Here is a 25226-nt window from a genome sequence, read left to right as displayed (position 1 = left end):
GTTTTGTAAAGGAATTTAGATGACGGCCTTGACTCGTTTACTCATCGGACTCTCGGCATTGTACCGATTGACTTGAGTAACGAAGTAACTGACCTTTGTCTTGCCGTTGAGTACCGGCAATTTGTAGAATGGGTGTTGCGTGATGGCAACAATGTCTTCGGGCGAAGCTCCGTTGGTGTCCCTGCGACTACGATCATATGCGTAGACGACATAATACTTTGTCTCTGCTCCTCCTTCGTAGAGAGGTGTGCGCCACTTGAGGTATCTTCCGTCTTCTTCCTTTTCGATCCAAACAGATTGAACGGGCTCGGGTCTGTGGGCACCCAAGGATATGCCTTCATAAGATGGTGTAAGTGCCGGATGTGACCAATACACATCTCGGAGCTGTCTGACAATGCCCTTGAAGTCTTTAAATATCTCATCCGCAGGCCACATGGCTACACCGTGGGAGGTGTCATGGGCGATGACCAACTTAGGGTGAAGCTCATTGACTTTCATCGTGCGTTCGACACTCTGACCGATATAATAGTGTGCCTTCGTGAGGTGCTTTTGCCACCAATAGGCCAGCTCGGTATAATCTGCGGCCTTGTGCCCCATCTCCCAATAGAGCTGTGGCATGATGTAGTCGACCCAGCCCATCTTGTCCCAAAGCAGGACATCGGCAAAGAGTTCGTCATAATTCTGAAGACCGTTGGTGCGAGAGCCCTTGGACCAGTTCTTTTGGTTGCGGTAGATGCCGAAGGGGCTTATCCCAAATCGGACGTGCGGCTTGTGGGCATCGATGGTTGCTTTGATCTCTTCGATAAGTTTGTTTACGTTGTCCCGTCGCCACTCGTTGATGTCCGAAAAGCCTCTCGGATGACGTCTGAATGTCTCTGCATCAGGGAAGGGAACACCTGCCACAGGATAAGGATAAAAGTAATCATCCATGTGTATGGCATCGATGTCATAACGTCTGACAATGTCTCCGACGACAAGGCAGATGTACTCTCGACACTCCTCAAGTCCGGGGTTATACAACAACTGGTTATTGTACTTCAAGAACCATGTTGGGTGTCGATGATAAGGGTGTAGATAAGAGAGTTGGTTGTTTGCACCGGTGGCTGCTCTATAGGGATTGATCCATGCATGGAACTCCATACACCTCTTGTGGCATTCTTCGATAAGAAAAGCCATAGGATCCCATTCGGGTTGAGGAGCGTTACCTTGTACCCCTGTCAGAAAACGACTCCATGGCTCGAGATCACTCCGATACCAAGCATCGCTCTCTGGGCGGATCTGGAAGATGATAGTGTTGAATCCTATGCTTTGAAGTTGATCGAGCTTGCGCACGAAGTCGGCTTTCATCTGCTCGGGTGTCATCTGTGCATACTCACTTCGGAAGACTGTCGGAAGCCAAGCCGCTCGCATCTCGTGCTTCTTTGGGATGTATTCGGCTTTGTATGATTTGGACGCTTGGCGTTCGATAAAATCCTTTCGGCTTCGGCATGAAAAGAGTGCCAGGATCATTAAAATGACGATACCGAGGTGGGTAGCTTTAGACAACATTTAGGTACGAATTGAGCAAGGTGGTGATAAGCATATAGATGAACATCCCTATGAGGTCGTTCGTGATGGTGATAAAAGGACCTGTCGCTCGTGCAGGGTCGAGGTTGAGCTTGTCCAACATGAGTGGCACAAAGGTGCCGAAGATACTTGCGAAGAGGACAACAGAGAAGAGACTGATCGAGACGGAGGCCATCACGACAATATCTTTGACGTAGAAGTAGTTGTACACAAAGACAACAAGGCTGATGATGCTCGCATTGATGAGCGATACGGCAAGTTCTTTTGTCAAGAGTCTGAACAGCCCACCGTCTTTGATGCTGTTGTTTGCAAGTCCTTGCACAACGATAGCCGAAGACTGTATGCCTACATTGCCACCGGTGCCACCGATGAGAGGGATGAAGAGGGGGAGTGTCGGGTTGGCAGCAAACATACTCTCGTATCCACCGAGGATGACAGAGTTGCCTATCCCTCCGAGCATACCGATGAGCAACCAAGGTAGGCGAGCTGCGGTCTGACGGATGACGGTATCCGAGCTCTCGACATCTTGGGTAAGACCCGATGCGAGTTGGTAGTCTTTCTCGTGTTGTTCCCTCATCTCGTCGACGACATCATCGACAGTGATGACTCCCTCAAGACGACCTATGCTGTCGACGACAGGGATGGCGACAAGGTCGTAGCGTTCGATGGCTTGGATCACATCTTCGATGGGGTCATCGACACCGATGGATATAGGATCCTTGTCCATCACGTGCTTGACCTTGGAGACCGAAGGGTTAGTGATCACCTTTTTGATCGGCAGTACCCCTTTGAGACGGTATTCATCATCAACGACATAGATATAATAGAGCTCGTCCAACTCTTCGGCTTGGTGTCGCATCTCCTCGACACACTTAGGCATACTCCAGTTCTCGTTGATGACGACCATTTCCTTACGCATGGCACCACCGGCAGTCCCTTCGTCATAACGAAGCAGGTCGATGATCTCTCCTGCCTGCTCGACATCGGAGACATGCGACAGGATCTCATCCTGCTGGTCTTCGTCCAGTTCACGCATGAGGTCTACCGCATCGTCCGTGTCCATGTTGAGGATGAAGGTCTCTGCGATCTCTTCGTTGGTCAACTTCTCAAGGACATCACGACGCTCATCCTCGTCAAGCTCCATGATGACATCCGCGGCTGCATCGCCATCAAGGAGACGATAGAGGTAAATAGTGTCCTCGATCGAGTGTTCGTCAAAGATCTCCGCAATATCGGCTGGGTGCATCTCTGCGAGCATCCTGCGCACCGCCTCATCGTTGCGGTCTTCTATATATTGTTTCAGCTGTTCGATCTCAGCTTTTGTGAATTCAGCCATACCCTATGTTGTCTATGTCTGCTATTAGTTTTTCGAAAGCACTTCGCTCACAAGGTGAGCCAGTTGGACAAACTCCTCGACATCCAGTTGCTCAGGCCTCTTGCCCAGCAATGGATGCGTCTCCGGTAAGGGGGCATCTCCTGTGATCGGACGGATCGAATTTCGTATCGTCTTTCTGCGCCTGTTGAAGGTTGTTTTGACGATGTTCTTGAACAAACGCTCATCACAGCCCAAGTCTTGGCGTTGGTTACGTACGAGGCGAATGACACCGCTCTTGACTTTGGGAGGAGGGGTAAATACGTGCTCATCCACAGTAAACAAATACTCGATGTCGTACCAAGCACGGAGCAACACACTGAGTATGCCGTAGTCTTTATTCCCGGGGGGGGAAGCCAGACGCATGGCCACCTCTTTTTGGAGCATCCCTCCACAGGCAGGGATGAGGTCACGGTACTCCAGGATGTGGAAAAATATTTGCGAACTGATATTGTATGGATAGTTGCCGATCACCATGAACGGGCGTCCACCAAAGACTTCGCGAAGGTCCATTTTCAAAAAGTCCTTACCGATGATGTCTTTACGAAGAGACGGGAAATGCTCGTTAAGATATGTCACAGACTCTGTATCTATCTCCACCACCTTCACTTCCGGATATGCCTCGATGAGGTATTGGGTGAGCACACCCATACCAGGTCCCACCTCAAGGATGGGCAAGGATATATTGGCCAACGACATGGCTATGCGTTCAGCTATGTCGAGATCTTTGAGGAAGTGTTGTCCGAGTGCTTTCTTTGCTCTTACTAAATTCATCTGACAAGGGGTTATGGACTCGACAAGGAGGTGTGCTCACGCATCCACTCTTTGAAGAATATGTATTATATTTGCTTGTCTGAATCGAATAGAATATTCAATACACCACAAGCTACTATCAATATCAATAACAAATGTACGAAAAAAGAAGGGACCGATAAAACACTCCCGCTCACCTTTCGGACATCAACACCAAGAGCAGAAAAGCCCGCGTATCTATGAAACTCAACAAAGCACTCTCTGTCGCTCTACGTATTTTTATCCCACTGGCCTTCGGCTTACTCATCCTTTGGTTACTCTATCGCAACATGGACTTCAATGAGCTCTGGAAGACCCTCAAGTCCGATGCAGACTTCGGGATCATTGCCCTATCGCTCGTCTTCGGTTTCATTGCCAATACCGTGAGGGGACTCCGCTGGGACATACTCATCAAGGCTACGGGTGAAGCTCCTCGTCGCATCAACTCTGTGCTGACCACCCACGGCAACTATGCTGTCAATATGGCACTGCCACGTATGGGCGAGGTGTGGCGGTGTGGTGCTATGAGCCATTATTCGTGCATAGGTTTCCCCAAGCTCTTTGGCACACTTTTGATCGATAGGGCTTTTGATTTTGTTATCGTCGGGCTGTTACTTGCTTTTGCAGGGTTGTCCAATATCGGATTTTTTCAAACATTCTTTGAGAGCAACCCCTCTCTCTTTGAGACTGTCCGCAATATCTTTAGTTCGTACATCCTCTATGTCATCCTCGGGATCCTTCTTTCTGTGATATATGTTGTGTGGCGTTACTTCAGCCACCTTGCGCTGGTGCAGAAGATCAGCGGTGCAATGAAGAATGTCTGGGCCGGGCTCAAGAGTATTGCAACACTTGAGCAAAAGTGGCTCTTTATCCTCTACTCGATCCTTCTTTGGGGGGGTATTTTCTTTTCTTCTATACTACGTTCTTTGCTTTTAGTTTTACTGCGGATCTTGGGATACGTATCGGGCTCATTGCCTTCATCATGAGCAGTATCGCTGTCGCAGCTCCTGTCCAAGCCGGTATGGGGGCATGGCACTTTATGGTCATTTATACCCTTGCGACCTTCGGAGTCACCAAGGCGGATGCCGCCTCTTTTGCTCTTATCGTCCATACTATTCAGACCCTTTTTACGACACTGATCGGACTTCTTGCGATGGGAGTCCTTCCACTTGTCAATAAAAATATGATCTTGGGTAAAAAATAACGTGGGGAGAAAATGAATTGTCAATCAGTAGATTAGCGAAATTAGGGATAACTGATTTCTCTAAAAAGGTCGAAAATGTCTCCACTGCCTATTGCAGAATAAAAAATAATACCTACCTTTGCAGAGCAAACAAGCTAAGACAGTACGGTGTGGTAGTTCAGCTGGTTAGAATACCTGCCTGTCACGCAGGGGGTCGCGGGTTCGAGTCCCGTCCATACCGCAAAAGGCTGATAGTCATTGACTATCAGCCTTTTTTTTCTTTTCTGATCGAGCATTCTACCTTTGTTCCATGAGGTGGATGCTTCGACTTGGAGTCTGGTGACAAAGAGCCTCGGATGAGAAAATTTGCATCTCCAGTCATCAGGGATAGTCAAGATCCGTACTGCGCTCCATAAAAATGACCAGGGCTGACGCATTAAAAAAGGAACTTTCTAATTACTTTTATGGTCATTAAAAGGACGTTAGTTATGTATCATTCTCTATTTGAAAGCCTCTGCATGATTTCAGACCCACGGATAGACCGTAAAAAAGTTTACCCTCTTGACTTTTTACTTCTGATCGTTTTTCTCTCTACACTCTCAGGCAACACCTCTTGGTATGAGATTGAAGATTATGCCGAGGAATATGAGGAAGAATTGAAAAGCCTGTACGAAAAGCTTACCGGTGATCGCCTTACGCATACCATGCCCTCTCATGACACCCTCAACAGAAGCATCAGTCTGTTGGATGTAGAAGCCTTTGAAGGGGCCTACAAACGATGGATTGAAGGGTTTATCTCGGTGACTTCGGGTAAGCATATTTGCATTGATGGCAAGACGATGCAAGGAGTCAAGAAACTCTCTTTTGATACACAATCCCATGTCGTCTCTGCCTTTTCGCCACAAGATATGTGCAGTCTTGCCCAACTCTACATCGACCAAAAAACAAACGAAATACCGGCTATACATCAACTTCTTCATTTGCTTGACTTGAACGGATCTGTTGTCTCCATTGATGCCATAGGAACACAAACTGCCATTGCCGAAGGAATCATTGATAAGGGTGGAGACTATGTATTGTGTGTTAAAGCGAATCAAAGTTTGAGTCTGCAAGAGATAGAATCCTATTTCTGCCTTCTGTTTCAGAAATATATCCTCCTTGACGAGCAGACAGAGCTATCTCACGGACGCATAGAAACACGTCGCTATGAAAGTATCCTCAATCCCCTGGAGATAAAAGCCAACGAGGTGTTGGCTCGCTGGAAAGGCTTGAGGTCGATACACAAAGTTGTACGTAAACGAAGGGATAAAAAGAGCGATAAAAAGAGTGAAGAAGCAGCCTACTACATTTCGTCATTGACAGATCTTTCTTTATTGAAACAGACTATTCGTGGGCATTGGGCCATAGAGAACAAGTTGCATCACTGTTTGGATGTCTATTTCGGACACGATGCCTCGCACAAGAGAACAAGGAATGTGGCGCAGATTATGGATATCATTCAAAAGATTAATTTACTCATTATAGAGCGACTGAAGACGAATATGAAGTCTTCAATCCCTCGTGTTCAGAAAAAACTTGCTCGAATGAAGCCTCAACAAATAATGACAATACAATTTTAATGCGTCAGCCCTGTAAAAACGACCTTCCATCATGCAGAAATCAAAATATTTTCTTACCTTTGCAGAGCAAACAAGCTAAGACAGCACGGTGTGGTAGTTCAGCTGGTTAGAATACCTGCCTGTCACGCAGGGGGTCGCGGGTTCGAGTCCCGTCCATACCGCAAAAGGATCGATAGTCATTGACTATCGATCCTTTTCTTTTTTTATGCTTGTCTCCACGTGTGATCTATACCATTTGTCATGGGGCTGATGAGGCTTTGCTCACCACATTGTTGCTCTTTCTCTTTCGGATGATTATGTATTGGCCTTTTTTGAGATAGACTTCATCATCCTTTCTTTAAGCCCCGACACACCCACAGTACACTATCCCCCTTTTATCCAAAGATCTTTGTAGGTATTGTAGTCTATTATTTTTTGTGTTTTGTCAGTCGACAGAGTCCATTCTGTGTCGTGTCGGAATATTTTCTGTTGCGATACAGAAATCATTCTGTCCGAGGGGTGATACGATAGACGTGGCGCTCTCCATACGCCACTCGCCAAGTCGATCAAACCTCTTTGACTCAGTTCAGATACGACCTCAAATTTAAGGCCTTGAGGATAGAAGTTCAGGGTAAATTTTAATTACCTTTGTAGATATATACGAACGATTATAGTAACAAATTAAGATATATCTAATGTACAGATCCAACACATGTGGTGAGCTTAGATTGAGCGACACCAGTAAAGAAGTAACCCTTGCAGGGTGGGTGTACCGTAATCGTAAGATGGGAGGGATGACCTTCATCGACCTTAGAGACAGATACGGTGTGACACAGCTTGTGTTTAGCAACGAAAAGAGTGAAGCTCTCTGTCACCGTGCAGGCGAATTGGGACGAGAGTATGTCATTCAGGTCACTGGGACAGTGGCAGAGCGTAGCTCAAAGAATGCCAATATCCCCACCGGAGACATCGAAGTCATCGTGAGTGACCTTACTGTCCTCAACAAGGCAGAGACTCCCCCCTTCACCATCGAAGATCAGACCGATGGTGGAGATGAGCTCCGCATGAAGTATCGTTACCTTGACTTGCGTAGAGATGTGGTACGCAAAAATCTTGAGCTTCGTCATCGTATGTCCATCATCATCCGTAGATACTTGGACAGTCTCAACTTCCTCGAAGTGGAGACCCCCGTTCTTATCAAATCTACTCCCGAGGGTGCGAGAGACTTTGTCGTACCTTCTCGGATGAATGCCGGCGAATTCTATGCTCTTCCTCAGTCCCCTCAGACCTTCAAGCAACTTTTGATGGTCTCAGGCTTTGATCGCTACTTCCAGATTGTCAAGTGTTTCCGTGACGAAGACTTGAGAGCTGACCGTCAGCCGGAGTTCACACAGATCGACTGTGAGATGAGTTTTGTCGACAGAGAAGATATACTGTCCACTTTCGAAGGACTCTCCAAGCACCTTTTCAAGGAAGTCCTCGGCATTGAGCAGACCGAAGCCTATCCACGTATCTCTTGGCACGATGCTATGAAGTACTATGGTTCGGACAAGCCCGACACACGATTTGACATGAAGTTCGTTGAACTTGATGGGCTCCTCAAGGGGCATGGTTTCAGTGTCTTTGACGATGCCGCATACATCGGAGGTATATGTGTCGAGGGTGCTGCAGAATATACTCGTAAACAGCTTGACGAGCTCACTGACTATGTCAAGAAACCTCAGATCGGTGCCAAAGGTATGGTCTATGCCCGTGTGCAGGAAGATGGCGCAGTGAAGAGCAGTGTGGACAAGTTCTACTCCGATGAAGTACGTGCCGAGATGGCGAAGGTGATGGGAGCAAGGCCCGGAGACCTTATCCTCATCCTCAGTGGGGATGATGTGATGAAGACGCGCAAGCAACTTGGCGAACTTCGTCTCGAAGTGGCTCGTCGTCGTGGCCTGATGGATCCGAGCAAGTTCTCATGTCTATGGGTGGTGGACTTTCCACTGTTCGAGTGGGATGAGGATACTCAGAGATTCTATGCTATGCACCACCCATTCACTTCACCGAAGTTGGAGGATGTGGCTCTCTTGGATACCAATCCCAAAGAGGTGCGTGCCAATGCTTATGATATGGTCATCAACGGTGTTGAAGTCGGTGGCGGGTCGATCCGTATCTTTGATAGCGAACTTCAACAGAAGATGTTCTCCCTCTTAGGTTTCACTAAGGAGAAGGCTGAGGAGCAGTTCGGCTTCCTCATGAATGCTTTCAAGTACGGAGCCCCTCCTCACGGCGGTATAGCTTATGGTTTCGACCGTTGGGTCTCACTCTTCGCAGGACTTGGCAGCATCAGAGACTGTATCGCATTCCCTAAGAATAACTCCGGACGAGATGTGATGATCGATGCTCCTTCTGTGCTTGACAACGAACAGCTCGACGAGCTTTTCCTCAAGGTCGACTTGTCACAGTTGCAGAAGTAAGATAATAGGAAAGTGTATCAATAGCAAAGGGCACTGAACCAATTGGTTCAGTGCCCTTTGTCGTTTAATCACAACTCTGTCGGAATGATTATTTCACGATGTGGAAAGCAACAACCTTATTGACAGTGTCAATGTGGATTTCTTTTGGGTTGCTCTTTGCTACATTTCTGATCTTCTTTTCCAAGGTGATGTTGTAGCTCTTACGGCCGTATTGCATCATTGAACCTGTTGCAGCATCAATAGCCCAACCAATTAGACCATTTGCTACGTTGAGGACAGTAATGGGATTGAACTGTCTGTCAAGAGTGACGACTCTTGCTTGGTAGCCGTCAAGCTTGACCTCAAATTCCTTGCTACTCAATGAGCGATTTACTTCATGAGTACAAGGTGTTTTACATAGCTCTACGCCATCGATATAAACCGTTGCTCCTTGAGGTTCTGAGTCAAATCGGATGACGTCAGTAGTCCCTGTGAAGATGGTTGCACAGCTCGATGTGAGCAGGACAAAGACAAGCATGATCGCTGTCATAAACGTACTTTTCTTCATGTGAAATAATAGATTAAAGCGTGGATAATGAATAATTAATGTTTCTATTAACGATTGTAAAGGTATAAAATATTTATACACGAGAGTTTAGTCGCTGTCATTTTTTATAAATATAAGTGTGAGTTTTTGTCTTTCAAGCTGTGGAGAGATCAGAACGAATAATCAAGTCTGTGTTTGAGACGAGTATGTGGTGGATCTTAGTGTTGCACCCAAACCTTGTGAGTGATAGGGATTGTCGTTGTACTCAAATTGTCGTATCTTTCGGGGTCAAAAATACAATCTATGGCGTACGAAAATCCCAATATGATAATAGATACAGAAACGAAGCATAAGGCAAAGGAGGTGGTTGCGAGTATATGAGCGGACGACGACATCCTGAGGTCTTCAACCGGACAGAGATGCTCATCGGTGAAGAACATTTGTCACTTTTGCAGCGGAAGCACGTCCTTGTCGTGGGGCTTGGTGGTGTAGGTGGCTATGCCGTGGAATTGCTTGTGCGGTCGGGGGTGGGAGAGCTCACCATTGTGGACTCGGACACTGTACAACCGTCGAACATCAATCGACAGATCATCGCTACCCACGAGACCATCGGCAAGCCCAAGGCTCATCTGTGGGAGGAGAGACTCAGGTCGATCAATCCCGATCTTAAGCTCCATGTCCATGAGACATTCATCCGAGACGAAATTACGGAACACCTTCTTGATGCAGCACATTATGATTTTGCAGTCGATGCCATCGATACGCTCAGTCCCAAGGCTCATTTCATCAAGTCTTTGCAGGAGAGAGAAATCCCTTTTGTCTCCTCAATGGGGGCTGCGGCAAAGATCGATCCACGGGAAATCAAGATCGGACGTATCGACAAGGTCATCAACTGTACGTTGGCTCGGATGATGCGAAAAAAGTTGCGCAAGTTGGGCGTGCCGACAAAGTTCCGGGTCGTCTATTCGACCGAATTGCCCAATCGTGAGTCTACTGTCGAGACGGATGGTGAACAGAACAAGAAGTCAATCTCGGGCACCATTGCGCATATGCCTGCTGCATTCGGTTGTTTTGTGGCCTATGAAGTATTGAACAGCCTTATCAATCAACAAGAATAAAGAAGTTATGAGTGAAGTTGTCATCAGGGGTGAAAACATCTGTAAGAGTTTCGGCCCTTTGCAGATACTCAAAGGTGTCTCTTTGGAGGTTCGCAAGGGGGAGATTGTCGCCATCATCGGTGCCAGTGGGGCAGGGAAGACCACCTTGTTGCAGATCTTGGGGACTCTCGACAGTGCAGATGCCGGTACCATCGACATCCTCGGTAAGAGGGTGGGAGAGATGAATAGCAATCAACAAGCCGACTTTAGGAACCAAAACATAGGCTTTGTCTTTCAGTTTCACCAACTTCTACCCGAGTTCACGGCTCAAGAGAACGTCGCTCTGCCGGCCATGATTGCAGGTCAGAGCAAGAAGGTGGCGATGAAAAAAGCCGAGGCTTTACTTACTTCTCTCAATCTGGCCGAACGCCTCACCCACAAGCCCAATGCCCTCAGTGGCGGTGAGAAGCAACGTGTGGCCGTCGCTCGTGCACTCATCAATGATCCCGTGCTCATCTTTGCTGATGAGCCTTCGGGAGCACTCGACAGCGAGCATAAAGAGGAGTTGCACAAGATATTCAGACAACTGAGAGATGAGAGACAGCAGACCTTCGTGATCGTGACTCATGATGACACGTTGTCCGCCTTTGCCGACAAAGTCATCAGGCTCAAAGACGGTCGTATCGTACAAGCATAAGTCAACGCTGCCCCGAGGTGATATGAGAGAGTGGTTGAAGCTGAATAAGGATGACCGCAAGGTCTTGCTCATCATCATGGTATTGTACGCTTTGTTGGTGGCATTCATGTGGGTGAATAAGGACAAGGTTCGTCCGAAGTCAACCCCTCCATCCAGGATAGAACAATGCCCTGTCGACAGCCTTTCATCCAAAGAGAGTGAAGGCCCTCGCTACACATCCTCTGTCCTCGCTACTCTCGAAGCTCCCAAAGATACCCTTCCCATACGCACATCCAAGTATCCCGGCCCGCCGACCAAGCAACAAGGCTATACACCGAAGCTCAAGGTCGGAGCGACCATCGACCTCAATACTGCGGATACACTGCTCCTGCAGAGAGTCCCCGGCATAGGCCCTTCGTTTGCTCGCAGGATCGTCAAGTACAGATCCATGCTTGGTGGCTATTACTGCGTCGAGCAGTTGCAGGAGGTCTACGGTATGGATCGTGAGCGTTACGATAAGATCGCTCCATATATGATGATACGTACGGGAGTCCGATATCTGACCCTCTCCGTAGACAGTATCCCACGCCATCCCTATCTGTCTTATAGACACAAGAGGGTGTTGGAGGATATCTTGGCGCAAAATCCTCCTCTCACATGGGAGAAGATCATGTCTTCTGCGGTGTTCACCAAAGACGATAGTCTGAGGCTTGCTCCTTATCTGGACCTCTGATTTGGTCTTCTTCTCTCTTTATCCCTGTCAGGAGTTCTCAAAAAAAGTCGTTAAACTTGATGATACAAGTTTAACGACTTTCGTTATCAAGTTTAACGACTCGATTTGTCGCCTTCATGGACTTTTTTTCATGAGGTCGGGTTTTTCTTGTTACCAAGGTGGATTGAGTCGGTTTATTTGATTGATAATGAGTCTGTCTTTATCAGTCTTTGAGTAATAGTGTGACGAAGAATGTGCAGAATTGGATGTGATGCCGTATCTTTGTAACTATTAGCAATGTAACAATCAATAATCAACACAATAATATGACGGAATACCCAAAATGCCCACAGTGCAGTATGGAGAATACTTACCATGATGGTACTACTTTCGTGTGTCCTGACTGTGGACATGAGTTTGTTTCGGTGGAGAATACCACCGAGGAGGAGCCTGTCGCAAGGGATTGTAACGGTACTCCTCTTGCCGATGGTGATTCAGTGACGGTCATCAAGGATCTCAAAGTCAAGGGATCTTCCATGGTTGTCAAGCAGGGCACAAAGGTCAAGAGTATCCGCTTGACCGAGGATCCTGATCTTGTGGACTGCAAGATCGATGGATCGGCCATCGTGCTGAGGACAGAGTTTTTACGTAAGGGTTGAGCTGTCATCGAAAGGAGTTTGTCGTATGGGCATCTTTCAGTTCTATAAGCTAAAAAAGCCGAGAGGGTTTGAGTACAAACCTTTGTATATCGATGAGCGAAAAGAGGCTCTTCAGCGTAAGGTCGATAAGGCTCGTCGTGAACTCAGTGGCGATGATACCTTGACCGCCAAGGACGTCAAGGAAAATATCAAGGGCTCTTTTCATCACGCATCGAAGCACCTGCGTAAATCTGCCAACGACCCTGAGGCAAGTAAGAAGCGCAGGTCGCAAAACTGGCTTCTGATCCTCGTCGGGGTGTTGCTTGCTGTGCTTTTTGCTTATCTGTATCTCCGTTGATGTGGTATGGATAATGTTATCAATCTACTACCGGATAATATAGCCAACCAGATCGCGGCAGGTGAGGTCATCCAGCGACCGGCGTCGGTGATCAAGGAGTTGGTCGAAAACTCCATTGATGCCGGAGCGACAGATATCGTCATCGAGATCAAACAGGCCGGGAAGACCCTTATTCAGGTGATCGACAATGGTAAGGGGATGGCTCCCATGGATGCCCGTATGGCATTCGAACGTCATGCGACCTCAAAGATCAAGAGTGCCGACGACCTCTTTGCTCTCACGACGATGGGGTTCAGAGGAGAAGCACTCGCATCCATTGCCGCAGTGGCACAAATCGTCTTGCAGACTCGCCCTCATGATGCGGAGATGGGCACAAGGGTGGAGATCGAAGGCTCGAAGGTCATCGAGTCTTCGTCTGTTGTGTGTGCTCCGGGAGCCAACTTTGCGATCAAGAATCTCTTCTTCAACATCCCGGCACGTCGCAAGTTTCTCAAAGCTGACGACACCGAGTTCAAGCACATCATCACCGAGGTGCAGAGGGTGGCGACAGTCCACCCCGAGGTGCAGTTCACGCTGGTGCACAACGATCAGCTCGTCTTCAAGCTCCGAGAGACATCTCTCAAACAACGGATTATCGATCTCTTTGGGAAGCGTCTTGTGGATATCCTCCTCAGTGTCGATACTGCGACACCTCTTGTCAATATCACGGGCTTCGTCGGGCGGGCCTCGGCTTCACGTAAGCGTGGTGCTCTCCAGCACTTCTTCGTCAATGGGCGGTATATGCGCCACACGTATTTTCACCGCTCGGTAATGAATGCTTATGAGGGAATGATACCTCCAGGGGATCAGCCCGAGTACTTTATCTTCCTCGAAGTCGATCCGTCGAGTATCGATGTCAATATCCATCCGACCAAGACCGAGATCAAGTTTGAGGCCGAGGGAGATATCAGCAAGATATTGTATTCGTCCGTGCGAGAGGTCTTGATGAAGGGTGCAGCAGTCCCTTCCATCAATTTTGAAGAGGATAATCCAATCGACATCCCCACTTTCGTCCCCGTCGACATCAGAGACATGGCAGAGCCTCCGATCATCTCCTCACGGATCTCTTCCGGAGGTGCGACCTCTTCTGTCACAGCTTCTGTCGCCGGTGCAGACTATACACTTGATACTTTGGGCGAACTTCCACAAGAGTTTCAGTTGCCCGATATGTCCGACTGGGATGAGTTTTATCGCAACTTCGAAGCCAATAGGACTTCCGTCGAGCGGTCCTCATCCGCCGGTGCTCCTCGCACCATCACAGTCGGTTCATCCACACTCATCTCCTCATCGCTCACACCCGAAGTAGAAGAGATCCCCTCGTCCCTCAATGAGATCCCCGAGCTCGTCATCTTTGGCGGATATGCTTTTGTTTCGGGCGAAAAAGACTTGCGCATCATCCACCTTCGGAGGGCTCGTGCCAAGATCATTTATGAGGAGTATATGGAAGCGATAGGGCAGGAGAGCATCATATCCAATCGTCTCCTCTTTCCGCAACTTATCGATCTCGGGATCAAGGAGGCAAAGCTCCTCGAAGCGCACCAAACATCGCTCCAGTCTCTGGGCTTCGACATCTCAGAGATGGGCAAGAACTCTTATGCCATCAATGCCATCCCTTATGGTATGCCTGCCGGTAATGAGGCCGACCTCCTTTTGGAGATTTTGGAGGAATGTAATGCGATGGACAAGAGCAGTGAGGAGGTTGTCTATCACAGACTGGTGTCTGCACTCACGGCTTATCGTATGAAGCACGAAGATGGCTACTATACCCACACTGCTGTTGCACAGATGATCAGCAAGATCAATAAGTCCGTCGGCAACCTCCTTGCGCCCGGTGGTAAAGTCATTGTATCGGTGATGACTCCGAAAGAGCTGGCCAAGCGTTTCGGAGAGTGATGTGTCTTAGTTACTTATATTTTTTTGCATCACTTTGTAAGATTTGAGAGTATAATTACTCATGCAACGAATATTATTGCTAAATTTGACCCCATATTCAGAATTGGATATTTCAATTAACAACCAATAAGATCAAAAAAGAATTAAATTATGAAGAAAGGTATGTTTTTGGGCTTGAGTCTCGTAGCCCTATTGACTTTCGGAGCTTGCACAGGTGGCAAGAAGAGCGAATCTACTGAGAATACTCAGACAGAGCAGACAGAAACTGTTGCTCAAGAAAAGGTTTGGGTAGGTACTTACGAAGGTCTTCTCCCCAGCGGATCAGGTGAAGGTATCCAGAATGTCATCACACTTAACGATGACAATACTTTTGCAAGAACTATGACTTATGTCTCTGAAGGTTCTACATTCGAAAACAAGGGTACTATCGAGTGGGCAGAAGATGGTGTAACCTTCACTCTTGTCAACGAAGAAGGTGAGAAGACAATGTTCCTTCTCGGCGAAGGTACTATCACTGCACTTACTGCTGAAGGTACAGTAGTAGAAGGCGAATTGGCTGACCAATATATCCTTCGTAAGAAGTAATCAGCCGGTCGTTTCCTAATCAGGAATATCTCAGGGCAGTGTCGATACGATGTTCGACACTGCCCTGAGTGTTTTTTCGAGGCTTTCATCGAAGTCTCTCGCCTGTATGAACATCGGGGCAAACCTTCTTAATGTCTTACCTGAAAAATGTACTTTCCACCTGATGGGAGCGAAAAAGGGCTGAATATTTATTTGTTCGGCTCAATTTCTCTCGTGTGAAGTTGTTATTTATTATGCTGTTATGTTTTGTCTCGAATGTGTTTTTTGTGTCATTGGACATTTTTTTCATTAAATAATTCCTCTAATATTGTGTAGAGCCATTCAATTTCTTTATTTTTGCGCTGTGAAAGGTTTATTTACTATTGGCGAAGGCGAGTAGGGCTCGGATGTGTACCCGGAGGTCTTCGTCCTAAATTGTTATTTGAAAGATGGCAAAGAAGAAAAACAGTCAAGTGCCTGAGCCAGCCCTCAGACGATTGCCTTGGTATTTGGCATACGTGAAGTTGCTCAGCAAGCAGGGTGAGAAGGTAGTCTCTTCGACATACATAGCCAAATCTATCGGGGTGGACTCAGCTCTTGTCGCAAAGGATCTCTCATACGTCTCTCTTGCCGGCAAGACAAGGGTGGGCTATGATGTCAACAATATGGTCGAGGTCTTGGAAGACTTCTTGGGCTTCAACGACTGTCACAAGGCTTGCGTATTTGGCGTCGGCAACTTGGGGGCATCCCTCATCACGGATAGAGGTCTCAATCAGTATGGCCTGGAGATTGTGGCGGGATTCGATGTCTCGAAAGATATATGTGGGAGTTTTGTCGGCGGTCTGCCCATATACCACATGGATCAGATCTCGGAGATGCTCACCCCTGATATTACGGTGGGGATACTTACAGTCCCCATACATAATGCCCAAGAGGTCACCAACCTTATGGTGGCTCATGGGATCAAGGCGATATGGAACTTCACCCCTCTGCGTATCACAGTACCTGAGGGTGTCGTAGTTCAGAATACTTCGATGTATGCCCATTTGGCAGTGATGTTCAATCGCCTCAAGGAGAAATCTCACCTTTGAACAGAGGAGAGAATGTGATTTTGTATTAGAACGACCAACCATACAGCGTGAAGATTTTTTGTACCGACTTCGACCGACTGTCCATGTCCTTGAAGGGCAAACATAATGAGGTAGACATCCGATGTGTCTACACCAAACCGGACTCTGCACTCCTCAACTCCGGGAAGATGCTCTATTGTCCTGAGCCCGTATCCCGACTCTATGCCGGACCCTATCTCATCGTCCGTGTAGCACGAGTGGGAAAGTTTGTAGCACCACAGTTTTCAGAGCGATATTGGGAACAAGTCGGTGTGGGGGTCTCCTTCTGCGGACTTGATGAAGCCCGCCGTGCGATAGCTGATGGCTTGCCTCATGTGGTTTACTCCGGCTTCGATGGGTCGTTGGTACAGAGCGTGCTCAAGGACTATGATACTTGTGCTTCGGGTGCATTGTCGTTTATCAAAGGTACAGAGAAGCATCCTCTGGCTCTGCCTTCTCCGGCTTTCATCAACGACTATCTTTCCCTCATCAGTGAGTATTTTATGCTCAAGATCGGGGACTTGTTGACCTTCCCACTCTTGTCGGACTATATGCCTGTCGAGATAGGGGACAATCTTTATGTCTCACTGGGGGATGAAGAGCTGGCATTCGTTGGGGTCAGATGAGTGTGTTCAAAAGTTTGGCTACAGATATAGAATGAGATCAATATGAAGTACAGATACCTCCGAGTGATAATCGTCATGACATCGTTGTGTCTGAGCATGGGGACACTTTTTGGACAGTCTTCCGGGACTCAGTCATCCGAACGAGAGTATTACAATCCTCCTCAGATCGGGGGGCTCTCTACCGTCATCACCCCCGATGCACGAGGTGCCGGGATGGCCGGTATCGGTGTGGCTACCTCAGCCGATGTACATTCGCTATATCACAATGTGTCTAAGTTCGGTTTTGTGCAAAAGACCTGGGGTGTGTCGTTCTCCTATATCCCATGGCTGACAGAGATAGCAAAGGACATGGGGATCTCTTATCTCAGTGGGTACTATGCTTGGGGGGATGAGTACCGTCAAGCTGTGACCGGTGCTTTCAAGTATTTTGACATCGGTGAAGCTCTGTTCTTTCCCAAGCAACAGCAGGCCGCACCGCTGGTCATCAAGCCTTTCGAACTTTCTGCAGATTTAGGCTATGCAATAAGGCTACATCCTATGTGGAGTGTCGGTGCAGCAGTGAGGTATCTCAGATCCGATCTCAATGCGGAGACCATCATCTCAGGAGGTAAAGAGGGACCCAAAAGTGTCAAACATTTGGCTCATGTCCTGATGTTTGATATCTCGGTCAGTCATCAGAGTAAAGTCCGACTGTTCGGTGCTGACATGGATTTCAGGGCAGGTCTTGCGATCAATAATATGGGTGAGAAGTTGTCCTATGATGGAGGAAAGACTTATCTCTTCAGTCCGACGATACTTCGTCTCGGAGCGGGCTTGGATTATAAGGCAGAGGAGATGCACCAAGTGTCTTTCGGGATCGAATTAGATAAGTACCTCGCACCATCAATCCCTCTGCCCACAGATGCCGATCATGCCAAGCAGAGAGACAAACTAAGGCGAATGAGTGCCTTCAAGGGGATACTTCATTCTTTCGGTGATGCCCCCGGTGGATTTGGGGAAGAGCTCAAAGAGATCTCTCTGGCCTCGGGTGTCGAGTATGTCTATGATAAGATGTTTTTTGCTCGACTGGGGTGGCGATATCAACACCCCTCCAAAGGAAACAATTCGGGATTGTCCCTCGGTGTCGGTATCCTATTCTCCAATATCACCTTTGATGTCTCTTACTTCACAGGGTTGAGTGCACACAATCCGCTCAACAACACGATGCGACTTTCTCTCGGCTTTTCACTCTAATCATGCTATAAATCGATGAAATGTAATATAAGAGTTGGCTTCGGTTATGATGTCCATGTTTTCGCTGAAGGAAGAGCTCTCATCATAGGTGGGATCGAGATCCCTCACAAGAGGGGACTGCTCGGTCACTCGGATGCCGATGTCCTTCTTCATTCGATCTCGGATGCCCTCTTGGGAGCTGCCAATCTGAGAGATATAGGTTTTCACTTCCCTGATACCGACTCTAAGTACAAGGGAGCGGACTCAAAACTCCTGCTGAGAGGTGTTTGTGAACTTCTCAAGGATAAAGGTTATGCTGTGGGTAATGTCGACTCTACCATTGTGGCTGAGCACCCCAAGATGAACCCTCACATCCCTCAGATGCAGTCCGTTATCGCTGATCTGCTCGGTATATCGATAGAAGATGTGTCTATCAAGGCCACGACCAATGAGAAGATGGGCTTCGCAGGGCGTGAAGAAGGTATCATCGCTTATGCAACCGTGCTGATATATAAGGAGTAGGCTTACCTATGCCATGATCGATTTCCCAAAAAGAAAAGTCCATGCAAATCTCTGCATGGATTTTTTACTTGGCTTCCGTCGAGATTAGAGAAAAGTGGTATGGCTTGACAATGGGGGGCTCCATTGGTGACGCGAGAGATGCACATTGTCCATCCCTTTCTATACCTTTGGGATAGCCCCGAGCTGTGGGTGAAGATGTGACGAACTTTCCAATGGGACGGCACTATATCGTCTCTTTTTTGTATTTTTGCGGTACTTAAAACCTATATTATACCCATTTTGCCCTATGCGCATAGATATCCTAAGTGTGATCCCTGAGATGTTAGAGAGTTTTGTCAATACCTCGATCATCAAACGTGCGCAGGATAAGGGCTTGGTCGATATCGTACTGCACAACCTCAGAGACTATACTTCCGATAAATGGCGACGAGTGGACGATTATCCGTTCGGAGGTGAGGCGGGCATGGTCATTCAGGTGGAGCCGGTGCATAAGGCTATCACACATCTCAAGTCCGAAAGGCATTATGATGAGATCATCTACACCTCACCCGATGGAGAGATCCTCTCACAAGGCCTCGCAAATAATCTCTCTTTGTACGAAAACATCATCATCCTCTGTGGGCATTACAAGGGGGTCGATCATCGTATCCGCGAACATCTCATTACTCGTGAGATCTCCGTGGGCGATTATGTCTTGACAGGAGGGGAGCTGCCGGCAGCCATCATTGCAGACGCCACGGTGCGTCTCATCCCCGGTGTCATTGGGGACGAACAGAGCGCACTCTCAGATTCTTTTCAAGATAACTTGCTTTCGCACCCAGTCTATACCCGACCTGCGGTGTACAATGGCTGGGAGGTGCCTTCCGTACTGCTGTCAGGGCATGCCGCAAAGATCGATGAGTGGAAGCACAATCAAGCCGTGGAGCGCACCAAGAGATTGCGTCCTCACTTGCTCCGGATCGACGAATAACACTCGGGTCAAAGAACACAAATAGAAATATACGTATCACTATAAGCCAACCGCAAACTATGTTAGAAAAAATTCTCATTCTGGATTTTGGGTCACAGACGACACAGCTCATCGGACGTCGGGTCAGGGAGCTCGGTGTGTACTGTGAGATAGTGCCTTATCACAATCTGTCGGATGATCTCACCGGCATCAAGGGGGTGATCCTTTCCGGAAGCCCTTACTCTGTCAACCAGCCTGATGCTTTCCGTATCGACTTGGACAAGATCATCGGGAAGGTACCTGTCTTGGGTATATGCTATGGGGCACAGTTCATCGCCAACGAGCGTGGCGGACGTGTCGAGGCTTGTGCTACTCGTGAGTTCGGGCGTGCACACTTGGACATCATCGACAAGGAAGATGCCCTCCTCCGTGGGATGACCCAGGGTAACCAGATATGGATGTCTCATGGTGATACCATCACGGCACTGCCTGTAGATGCCAAGGTCATCGCAAAGACCGACTCCATCCCGACTGCGGCTTATCGACTTGAGGGGTTGCCTGTGTGGGCGGTGCAGTTTCACCCTGAGGTGTATCACTCAGAAGAGGGTACAAAGCTCTTATCCAACTTTTTGGACATCTGTAAATGTGAAAAGAACTGGACACCTGCTTCTTTTGTTGAGAGCATCGTAGCTCAGCTCAAAGAGCAGCTCGGCAATGACAAGGTTCTTCTTGCCCTCTCGGGAGGTGTAGACTCTTCGGTATGTGCGGTACTGCTCAATAAGGCTATCGGTGACCGCCTCACTTGTATCTTCGTCGATCATGGTCTTCTGCGTAAGGATGAGTTTGAGAATGTCCTTGCAGATTACGAGCACTTGGGGCTTAATGTCAAAGGTGTCAATGCTAAGGAATACTTCTACAGTCGTCTTAAAGGTGTGACTGATCCCGAACAGAAGCGTAAGATCATCGGGCAGGGCTTCATCGACGTGTTCGAAGAAGAGGCAAAGAAGATCAAGGATGTCAAGTGGCTTGGGCAGGGGACGATCTATCCCGATGTCATCGAGTCTCTGTCTATCACAGGTACGGTCATCAAGAGTCATCACAATGTGGGGGGACTACCCGAAAAGATGAATCTCAAGCTCGTCGAACCGTTACGTCTCCTCTTCAAGGACGAAGTGCGCCGAGTCGGTTTCGAGATGGGTATGCGTGAGCATCTCATTCACCGCCATCCGTTTCCCGGTCCCGGGCTTGGTATCCGTATCCTTGGGGAGATCTCCGAAGAACGTGTGCGCATCCTGCAGGAAGCAGATGCCATCTATATCTCTGCGCTTAGAGAATGGGGCTTGTATGACAAAGTCTGGCAAGCCGGAGCGATCCTTCTCCCGGTGCAGTCTGTCGGGGTGATGGGTGATGAGCGTACCTATGAGAGCGTTGTTGCTCTGCGTGCCGTCACTTCAACGGATGCAATGTCTGCAGATTGGGCACATTTACCTCACGAGTTTCTTGCTAAGGTATCCAACGATATCATAAATCGTGTGCGTGGGATCAATCGAGTGGTGTATGATGTGAGTTCGAAACCACCCGCAACCATTGAGTGGGAATAATAAATAGAAAAGGCTGTGAGGTTCTTTGCTCACAGCCTTTTTGTTGTATGCCAAACATCAAGGAGATTGAACGAATAGCAGGTTTGTTTTGTTTTCCTTGAAGAAAACCATAAAACTTACAGATATGAACGAAACAATAAATATAATGAAGGCGCACCGCAGTATACGTAATTATACGGGCGAAGCCGTAAAGGAAGAACACCTGAGAGCCATCATTGAGTCTGCCATCCATGCCCCAACCTCTATCAATGGTCAGCAGTGGAGCATCATCGTGATCGAGGATCAAGCGAAGAAAGATCGGATCGCCGAGCTCGCCGGTGGGCAGCCTTGGATCTCGAAATGTTCGGTCTTCATGGTCTTCCTCATGGACTACCATAAGGTCGCTAAGAAGATGGAGGCACAAGGCATCCCATTCGAACATGCCACATCGATAGAGTCCGTGATGGTCGGTGCGGTAGATGTTGGTATCGCATTTTCAAACGCCATGACCGCTGCAGAGTCTCTTGGCTATGGCATTGTGCCTATCGGTGCCATACGTCGTGAACCCTTCGAGATCATAGAGCTCTTGGGGTTGCCGAAGTATGTCTATCCGGTCTTGGGGATGTGTATAGGTGTTGAAGTCGGAGATCAAGGCCTCAAACCTCGCCTGCCCTATGATGCCACTGTGTCGATAGATACTTACAATACAGAAACAGATACCCTTGTCGCAGACTACGATGCCCTCTATAAGGAGTATTTGGCTCAACGCCCCGATACGACAATGGCTCCTGCTTGGACAGAGTTTGTCGGCTCTGTATACAATCGTGTCTACTTTCCCAAGGTGAAGTCCAGTCTAGAACAACAAGGATTTACAGCCGAGAAGTAATCTCAAATCCACAAAAAAAAGACACCGCCCTCAATCAGTCAATAATGCTGATTGAGGGCGGTGTCTTTTTGTCTCTCTCCGTCGCTCCCCCCCCCATACTAAGTCCTAAGAAGGCTGTCTGAGGATATGGAATAAGTTGGACAGCCTTTTTTTTCTTTGCAGGGTATAAAAAAGCACCGACACTTATCATTGTGATGCGTGTCGGTGCTTGAAAGTAGCTTGTCGGGGTGACTGGATTCGAACCAGCGACCACACGCCCCCCAGACGTGTACTCTAACCGGGCTGAGCTACACCCCGAAAATCCGATGCAAAAATACATCTTTATTTTGGAATAACAAGGGCTTCTGACCTTAAATATACGTTTAGTGAAAAATGTATATCAATCGTTGGAAATATCGAAAAATCTTCCTACTTTGTGTGGAGATAAGACTCTGTTTTATCTCTCTGCCTTAGGGTGATCTATGATATTCCTAAATAAATACTAATATAATAATTTGTGGATACTATGAAAGTGTACGAAACTAATCAAATCAAGAACATCTCGATCCTCGGGAGTTCTCGCTCAGGCAAGACCACCTTGGCTGAGTCTATGCTGTTTGAAGCCGGTGTCATTAAACGCCGTGGTACAGTAGAAGCCGGGAATACGGTGTCCGATTATTTTCCTGTTGAAAAAGAATATGGGTATTCGGTCTTTTCAACCGTATTTTCTGTACCATGGCAAGAGCGTAAATTGAACTTCATCGATTGTCCGGGAGCGGACGACTTCATCGGTGCAGCTGTATCGGCTCTTCAGGTAACAGATACTGCGCTCATGGTGGTCAATGCACAGTACGGTGTTGAGGTGGGGTTGATCAACCAATTCAGATATACAGAGCAGTTCAATAAGCCTGTCATCTTCATCATCAATCAGCTCGACAACGACAAGGCCGATTTTGAGATGGCGTACAATCAGCTTCGTGAGCGTTATGGTACCAAGGCCATCGCTGTACAGTATCCACGTAACATAGGTTCTGCTTTCAATGAGATTGTGGACGTTCTCAAGATGAAGTTGTACCGCTGGAAGCCCGAGGGTGGTGTTCCTGAGGTGCTCGACATCCCGGAGGATGAGATGCCGAGAGCCATGGAGTATCACCAAGCACTTGTTGAGGCTGCAGCGGAGAACGACGAAGGACTTATGGACATCTTCTTCGACAAGGGAACTCTTACAGAAGACGAGATGCGTGAAGGTATTCGTCAAGGTCTTCTTGCAAGGGGGATGTTCCCTGTGTTCTGTGTCAGTGCACTGAAGGATATGTGTGTACGTAGGACACTCGAATTTCTCGGCAATGTCGTTCCTTGTGCGGACAAGATGCCTTCGATGCAGGCCACAGATGGTACAGTGATCGAGACAAAGAGCGATGGGCCTACCAGTTTGTATTTCTTCAAGTCTACAGTCGAGCCTCATATCGGTCAGGTGGATTACTTCAAGGTGGTCAGCGGTACCGTGAAGGAGGGGGATGATCTCTACAACCCTCATCGTGATAGCAAAGAAAGACTCGCACAGATCTTTGTGCCGGATGGTCAGTCTCGTGAGAAGATCTCCATGATGAAAGCCGGAGATATCGGTGCTGTTGTGAAGCTCAAAGATGTCAAGCTCGGTCATTCCCTTAACGAGAAAGGGTGTGAGTGGATATACCCTCCATTGACTTTTCCGGAACCAAAGTATCGCCGTGCTATCTATCCGGTAAATGAGGCCGATGCTGAAAAACTCAGCGAAATCCTATCACGTATGCACAGCGAGGATCCGACATGGATTGTGGAGCAGTCCAAGGAACTTCGTCAGCAGATTGTTTATGGGCAAGGAGAGTTTCACTTGCGTACACTCAAGTGGCGTCTCGAAAATAACGAAAAGATACAGATCCGTTTCGAGGAGCCTCGTATCCCTTACCGTGAGACGATCACCAAGGTCGCTCGTGCAGATTATCGACATAAGAAGCAGTCCGGTGGTGCCGGTCAGTTCGGTGAGGTTCATCTGATTGTCGAACCATATACCGATGGGATGTCCATGCCATCGTCATATAAATTTGGCGGTCAAGAGTTCAAGATTACGCCAAGGGATACCCAGGAGGTTAAACTCGACTGGGGTGGCAAACTCATATTCGTCAACAGTATTGTCGGTGGAGCCATCGATACTCGTTTCTTGCCTGCAATCCTCAAGGGGGTGATGTCTCGTATGGAGCAGGGACCTCTTACCGGGTCGTATGCCCGTGATGTACGTGTCATCGTATATGACGGCAAGATGCATCCTGTTGACAGCAACGAAGTTTCCTTCATGCTTGCGGGGCGTAATGCTTTCAGTCAGGCTTTTCGTGAGGCAAGTCCCAAGGTCTTGGAGCCCGTGTATGATGTTACGGTAAGTGTCCCTGCAGAGTTTATGGGCGATGTCATGAGTGATCTCCAGGGACGTCGAGCGATGATCATGGGGATGGAGAGTGCCAAGGGGTATGAACGCATCCAAGCCAAGGTGCCTTTGAAGGAGCTCGCCTCTTACTCCACCTCACTCAGTTCTATCACGGGAGGACGTGCTTCTTTCACGATGAAGTTTGCGTCTTACGAGCTTGTTCCACAAGATGTGCAAGAAAAACTCCTTGCAGAACATGCAGAAGATGATGAGTGATCTGTCTGACAGGATATTGAATATCTAAAATCTTTATAGAGGGTGTGTCAAGATTTTCTATTTTGACACACCTTTTTTCATGTTCGTTCGGATAAAAGCGGATACCGTCGGGTAAAGAGGTTAGATGTGGGGCAAAATTTTATTTTGCGACAGAATCCATTTTGTCCCGTGCCGGCAAACATTCTGTCCTTGTACAGAGTATTTTCTCCT

General features: G+C 47.9%; 23 protein-coding genes and 3 tRNA genes. 21 read left to right on the top strand and 5 right to left on the bottom strand.

Translation table 11 applies throughout. The annotated features are described in order from the left end of the window. Positions 1-15: 15 nt before the first annotated feature. The 3 genes from EL262_RS04100 to rsmA are packed head-to-tail and all read right to left on the bottom strand — an operon-like array spanning position 16 to position 3712. On the bottom strand, positions 16-1548 hold the full coding sequence (locus EL262_RS04100; RefSeq protein ID WP_078735557.1) for a glycoside hydrolase family 10-like protein: 1533 nt from the start codon (positions 1546-1548) through the stop codon (positions 16-18). Next, a complete protein-coding gene (mgtE, locus tag EL262_RS04095; RefSeq protein WP_036845163.1) occupies positions 1538-2902 on the bottom strand; it encodes a magnesium transporter in 1365 nt (454 codons plus the stop codon). Before mgtE ends, EL262_RS04100 begins: the two co-directional genes overlap by 11 nt. 24 nt (positions 2903-2926) lie before the next feature. After that, the gene (rsmA, locus tag EL262_RS04090) at positions 2927-3712 is read right to left on the bottom strand and encodes a 16S rRNA (adenine(1518)-N(6)/adenine(1519)-N(6))-dimethyltransferase RsmA (RefSeq protein ID WP_025837264.1); all 786 of its coding nucleotides are present in this window, start codon (positions 3710-3712) and stop codon (positions 2927-2929) included. 218 nt (positions 3713-3930) lie between these two features. Here rsmA and EL262_RS04085 point away from each other — a divergent pair, with 218 nt between their 5' ends. From EL262_RS04085 to aspS, 6 genes are all read left to right on the top strand, one after another. After that, a complete protein-coding gene (locus EL262_RS04085; protein ID WP_244919659.1) occupies positions 3931-4716 on the top strand; it encodes a lysylphosphatidylglycerol synthase transmembrane domain-containing protein in 786 nt (261 codons plus the stop codon). Next, a complete protein-coding gene (locus EL262_RS10140) occupies positions 4713-4934 on the top strand; it encodes a hypothetical protein (protein ID WP_234394669.1) in 222 nt (73 codons plus the stop codon). Before EL262_RS04085 ends, EL262_RS10140 begins: the two co-directional genes overlap by 4 nt. A gap of 146 nt (positions 4935-5080) precedes the next feature. After that, a tRNA-Asp gene (locus EL262_RS04080) sits at positions 5081-5154 on the top strand. A gap of 247 nt (positions 5155-5401) precedes the next feature. Continuing rightward, positions 5402-6532: an ISAs1 family transposase gene (locus EL262_RS04075; RefSeq protein WP_126464353.1), complete on the top strand. Its 1131-nt coding sequence runs from the start codon at positions 5402-5404 to the stop codon at positions 6530-6532. A gap of 87 nt (positions 6533-6619) precedes the next feature. Then, a tRNA-Asp gene (locus tag EL262_RS04070) sits at positions 6620-6693 on the top strand. Between the two features lie 513 nt (positions 6694-7206). Then, positions 7207-8973: an aspartate--tRNA ligase gene (aspS, locus tag EL262_RS04065; protein WP_078735555.1), complete on the top strand. Its 1767-nt coding sequence runs from the start codon at positions 7207-7209 to the stop codon at positions 8971-8973. An 88-nt stretch (positions 8974-9061) separates the two neighbouring features. On the opposite strand, the gene EL262_RS04060 is transcribed toward aspS, so the two are convergent. Beyond that, positions 9062-9520, bottom strand: coding sequence for a PEGA domain-containing protein (locus EL262_RS04060; RefSeq protein ID WP_078735554.1), 459 nt, complete (start codon positions 9518-9520; stop codon positions 9062-9064). A 356-nt stretch (positions 9521-9876) separates the two neighbouring features. On the opposite strand from EL262_RS04060, the gene EL262_RS04055 reads away from it, so the two are divergent. From EL262_RS04055 to EL262_RS03990, 14 genes are all read left to right on the top strand, one after another. After that, positions 9877-10617 (top strand): tRNA threonylcarbamoyladenosine dehydratase, encoded by a 741-nt coding sequence (locus EL262_RS04055; protein WP_025838544.1) that lies wholly within the window; start codon positions 9877-9879, stop codon positions 10615-10617. 7 nt (positions 10618-10624) lie between these two features. Continuing rightward, positions 10625-11293 carry an ABC transporter ATP-binding protein gene (locus EL262_RS04050; RefSeq protein ID WP_025838546.1) on the top strand — a complete coding sequence of 223 codons (669 nt, stop codon included), beginning with the start codon at positions 10625-10627 and terminating at the stop codon, positions 11291-11293. 22 nt (positions 11294-11315) lie between these two features. Further along, positions 11316-12005: a ComEA family DNA-binding protein gene (locus EL262_RS04045; RefSeq protein ID WP_036853736.1), complete on the top strand. Its 690-nt coding sequence runs from the start codon at positions 11316-11318 to the stop codon at positions 12003-12005. Between the two features lie 305 nt (positions 12006-12310). Continuing rightward, the gene (locus EL262_RS04040; RefSeq protein WP_025838550.1) at positions 12311-12643 is read left to right on the top strand and encodes a zinc ribbon domain-containing protein YjdM; all 333 of its coding nucleotides are present in this window, start codon (positions 12311-12313) and stop codon (positions 12641-12643) included. A 25-nt stretch (positions 12644-12668) separates the two neighbouring features. Then, the gene (locus tag EL262_RS04035) at positions 12669-12980 is read left to right on the top strand and encodes a hypothetical protein (protein ID WP_025838553.1); all 312 of its coding nucleotides are present in this window, start codon (positions 12669-12671) and stop codon (positions 12978-12980) included. A 6-nt stretch (positions 12981-12986) separates the two neighbouring features. After that, entirely contained in the window at positions 12987-14912 is a 1926-nt protein-coding gene (gene mutL / locus EL262_RS04030) for a DNA mismatch repair endonuclease MutL (RefSeq protein ID WP_078735553.1), read from the top strand. Positions 14913-15062: 150 nt separating this feature from the next. Next, complete coding sequence (locus EL262_RS04025) at positions 15063-15497, top strand: copper resistance protein NlpE (protein WP_025838556.1); 435 nt, start codon at positions 15063-15065, stop codon at positions 15495-15497. 428 nt (positions 15498-15925) lie between these two features. Continuing rightward, positions 15926-16567: a redox-sensing transcriptional repressor Rex gene (locus EL262_RS04020; RefSeq protein WP_036852223.1), complete on the top strand. Its 642-nt coding sequence runs from the start codon at positions 15926-15928 to the stop codon at positions 16565-16567. Between the two features lie 47 nt (positions 16568-16614). Beyond that, on the top strand, positions 16615-17211 hold the full coding sequence (locus EL262_RS04015) for a hypothetical protein (protein WP_078735552.1): 597 nt from the start codon (positions 16615-16617) through the stop codon (positions 17209-17211). A 42-nt stretch (positions 17212-17253) separates the two neighbouring features. Beyond that, positions 17254-18444: a type IX secretion system outer membrane channel protein PorV gene (porV, locus tag EL262_RS04010; RefSeq protein ID WP_025838561.1), complete on the top strand. Its 1191-nt coding sequence runs from the start codon at positions 17254-17256 to the stop codon at positions 18442-18444. Between the two features lie 15 nt (positions 18445-18459). Continuing rightward, entirely contained in the window at positions 18460-18945 is a 486-nt protein-coding gene (ispF, locus tag EL262_RS04005; RefSeq protein ID WP_036853741.1) for a 2-C-methyl-D-erythritol 2,4-cyclodiphosphate synthase, read from the top strand. A gap of 286 nt (positions 18946-19231) precedes the next feature. Beyond that, positions 19232-19915 carry a tRNA (guanosine(37)-N1)-methyltransferase TrmD gene (gene trmD / locus EL262_RS04000; RefSeq protein WP_025838564.1) on the top strand — a complete coding sequence of 228 codons (684 nt, stop codon included), beginning with the start codon at positions 19232-19234 and terminating at the stop codon, positions 19913-19915. 59 nt (positions 19916-19974) lie between these two features. Further along, a complete protein-coding gene (guaA, locus tag EL262_RS03995; RefSeq protein ID WP_078735551.1) occupies positions 19975-21495 on the top strand; it encodes a glutamine-hydrolyzing GMP synthase in 1521 nt (506 codons plus the stop codon). Between the two features lie 124 nt (positions 21496-21619). After that, positions 21620-22360: an NADPH-dependent oxidoreductase gene (locus tag EL262_RS03990; protein ID WP_078735550.1), complete on the top strand. Its 741-nt coding sequence runs from the start codon at positions 21620-21622 to the stop codon at positions 22358-22360. 222 nt (positions 22361-22582) lie between these two features. Here EL262_RS03990 and EL262_RS03985 read toward each other — a convergent pair. Continuing rightward, positions 22583-22657: transfer RNA gene (locus EL262_RS03985), tRNA-Pro, on the bottom strand. A 208-nt stretch (positions 22658-22865) separates the two neighbouring features. On the opposite strand from EL262_RS03985, the gene EL262_RS03980 reads away from it, so the two are divergent. Continuing rightward, entirely contained in the window at positions 22866-25016 is a 2151-nt protein-coding gene (locus EL262_RS03980) for an elongation factor G (protein WP_025838565.1), read from the top strand. The last annotated feature ends 210 nt before the right edge of the window (positions 25017-25226 follow it).

It is taken from the genome of Porphyromonas cangingivalis, assembly GCF_900638305.1.
Taxonomy (GTDB): Bacteria; Bacteroidota; Bacteroidia; order Bacteroidales; family Porphyromonadaceae; genus Porphyromonas_A; species Porphyromonas_A cangingivalis.
The sequence above is the reverse complement of the archived record's forward strand: the minus strand, read 5'-3'. Positions and strand labels throughout refer to the sequence as shown.

Bases quoted from the DNA above. Each gene is read 5' to 3' on its own strand.
- EL262_RS04100 (WP_078735557.1), bottom strand. From the start codon at position 1,548: ATGTTGTCTAAAGCTACCCACCTCGGTATCGTCATTTTAATGATCCTG.
- mgtE (WP_036845163.1), bottom strand. From the start codon at position 2,902: ATGGCTGAATTCACAAAAGCTGAGATCGAACAGCTGAAACAATATATA.
- rsmA (WP_025837264.1), bottom strand. From the start codon at position 3,712: ATGAATTTAGTAAGAGCAAAGAAAGCACTCGGACAACACTTCCTCAAA.
- EL262_RS04085 (WP_244919659.1), top strand. From the start codon at position 3,931: ATGAAACTCAACAAAGCACTCTCTGTCGCTCTACGTATTTTTATCCCA.
- EL262_RS10140 (WP_234394669.1), top strand. From the start codon at position 4,713: ATGAGCAGTATCGCTGTCGCAGCTCCTGTCCAAGCCGGTATGGGGGCA.
- EL262_RS04075 (WP_126464353.1), top strand. From the start codon at position 5,402: ATGTATCATTCTCTATTTGAAAGCCTCTGCATGATTTCAGACCCACGG.
- aspS (WP_078735555.1), top strand. From the start codon at position 7,207: ATGTACAGATCCAACACATGTGGTGAGCTTAGATTGAGCGACACCAGT.
- EL262_RS04060 (WP_078735554.1), bottom strand. From the start codon at position 9,520: ATGAAGAAAAGTACGTTTATGACAGCGATCATGCTTGTCTTTGTCCTG.
- EL262_RS04055 (WP_025838544.1), top strand. From the start codon at position 9,877: ATGAGCGGACGACGACATCCTGAGGTCTTCAACCGGACAGAGATGCTC.
- EL262_RS04050 (WP_025838546.1), top strand. From the start codon at position 10,625: ATGAGTGAAGTTGTCATCAGGGGTGAAAACATCTGTAAGAGTTTCGGC.
- EL262_RS04045 (WP_036853736.1), top strand. From the start codon at position 11,316: ATGAGAGAGTGGTTGAAGCTGAATAAGGATGACCGCAAGGTCTTGCTC.
- EL262_RS04040 (WP_025838550.1), top strand. From the start codon at position 12,311: ATGACGGAATACCCAAAATGCCCACAGTGCAGTATGGAGAATACTTAC.
- EL262_RS04035 (WP_025838553.1), top strand. From the start codon at position 12,669: ATGGGCATCTTTCAGTTCTATAAGCTAAAAAAGCCGAGAGGGTTTGAG.
- mutL (WP_078735553.1), top strand. From the start codon at position 12,987: ATGGATAATGTTATCAATCTACTACCGGATAATATAGCCAACCAGATC.
- EL262_RS04025 (WP_025838556.1), top strand. From the start codon at position 15,063: ATGAAGAAAGGTATGTTTTTGGGCTTGAGTCTCGTAGCCCTATTGACT.
- EL262_RS04020 (WP_036852223.1), top strand. From the start codon at position 15,926: ATGGCAAAGAAGAAAAACAGTCAAGTGCCTGAGCCAGCCCTCAGACGA.
- porV (WP_025838561.1), top strand. From the start codon at position 17,254: ATGAAGTACAGATACCTCCGAGTGATAATCGTCATGACATCGTTGTGT.
- ispF (WP_036853741.1), top strand. From the start codon at position 18,460: ATGAAATGTAATATAAGAGTTGGCTTCGGTTATGATGTCCATGTTTTC.
- trmD (WP_025838564.1), top strand. From the start codon at position 19,232: ATGCGCATAGATATCCTAAGTGTGATCCCTGAGATGTTAGAGAGTTTT.
- guaA (WP_078735551.1), top strand. From the start codon at position 19,975: ATGTTAGAAAAAATTCTCATTCTGGATTTTGGGTCACAGACGACACAG.
- EL262_RS03990 (WP_078735550.1), top strand. From the start codon at position 21,620: ATGAACGAAACAATAAATATAATGAAGGCGCACCGCAGTATACGTAAT.
- EL262_RS03980 (WP_025838565.1), top strand. From the start codon at position 22,866: ATGAAAGTGTACGAAACTAATCAAATCAAGAACATCTCGATCCTCGGG.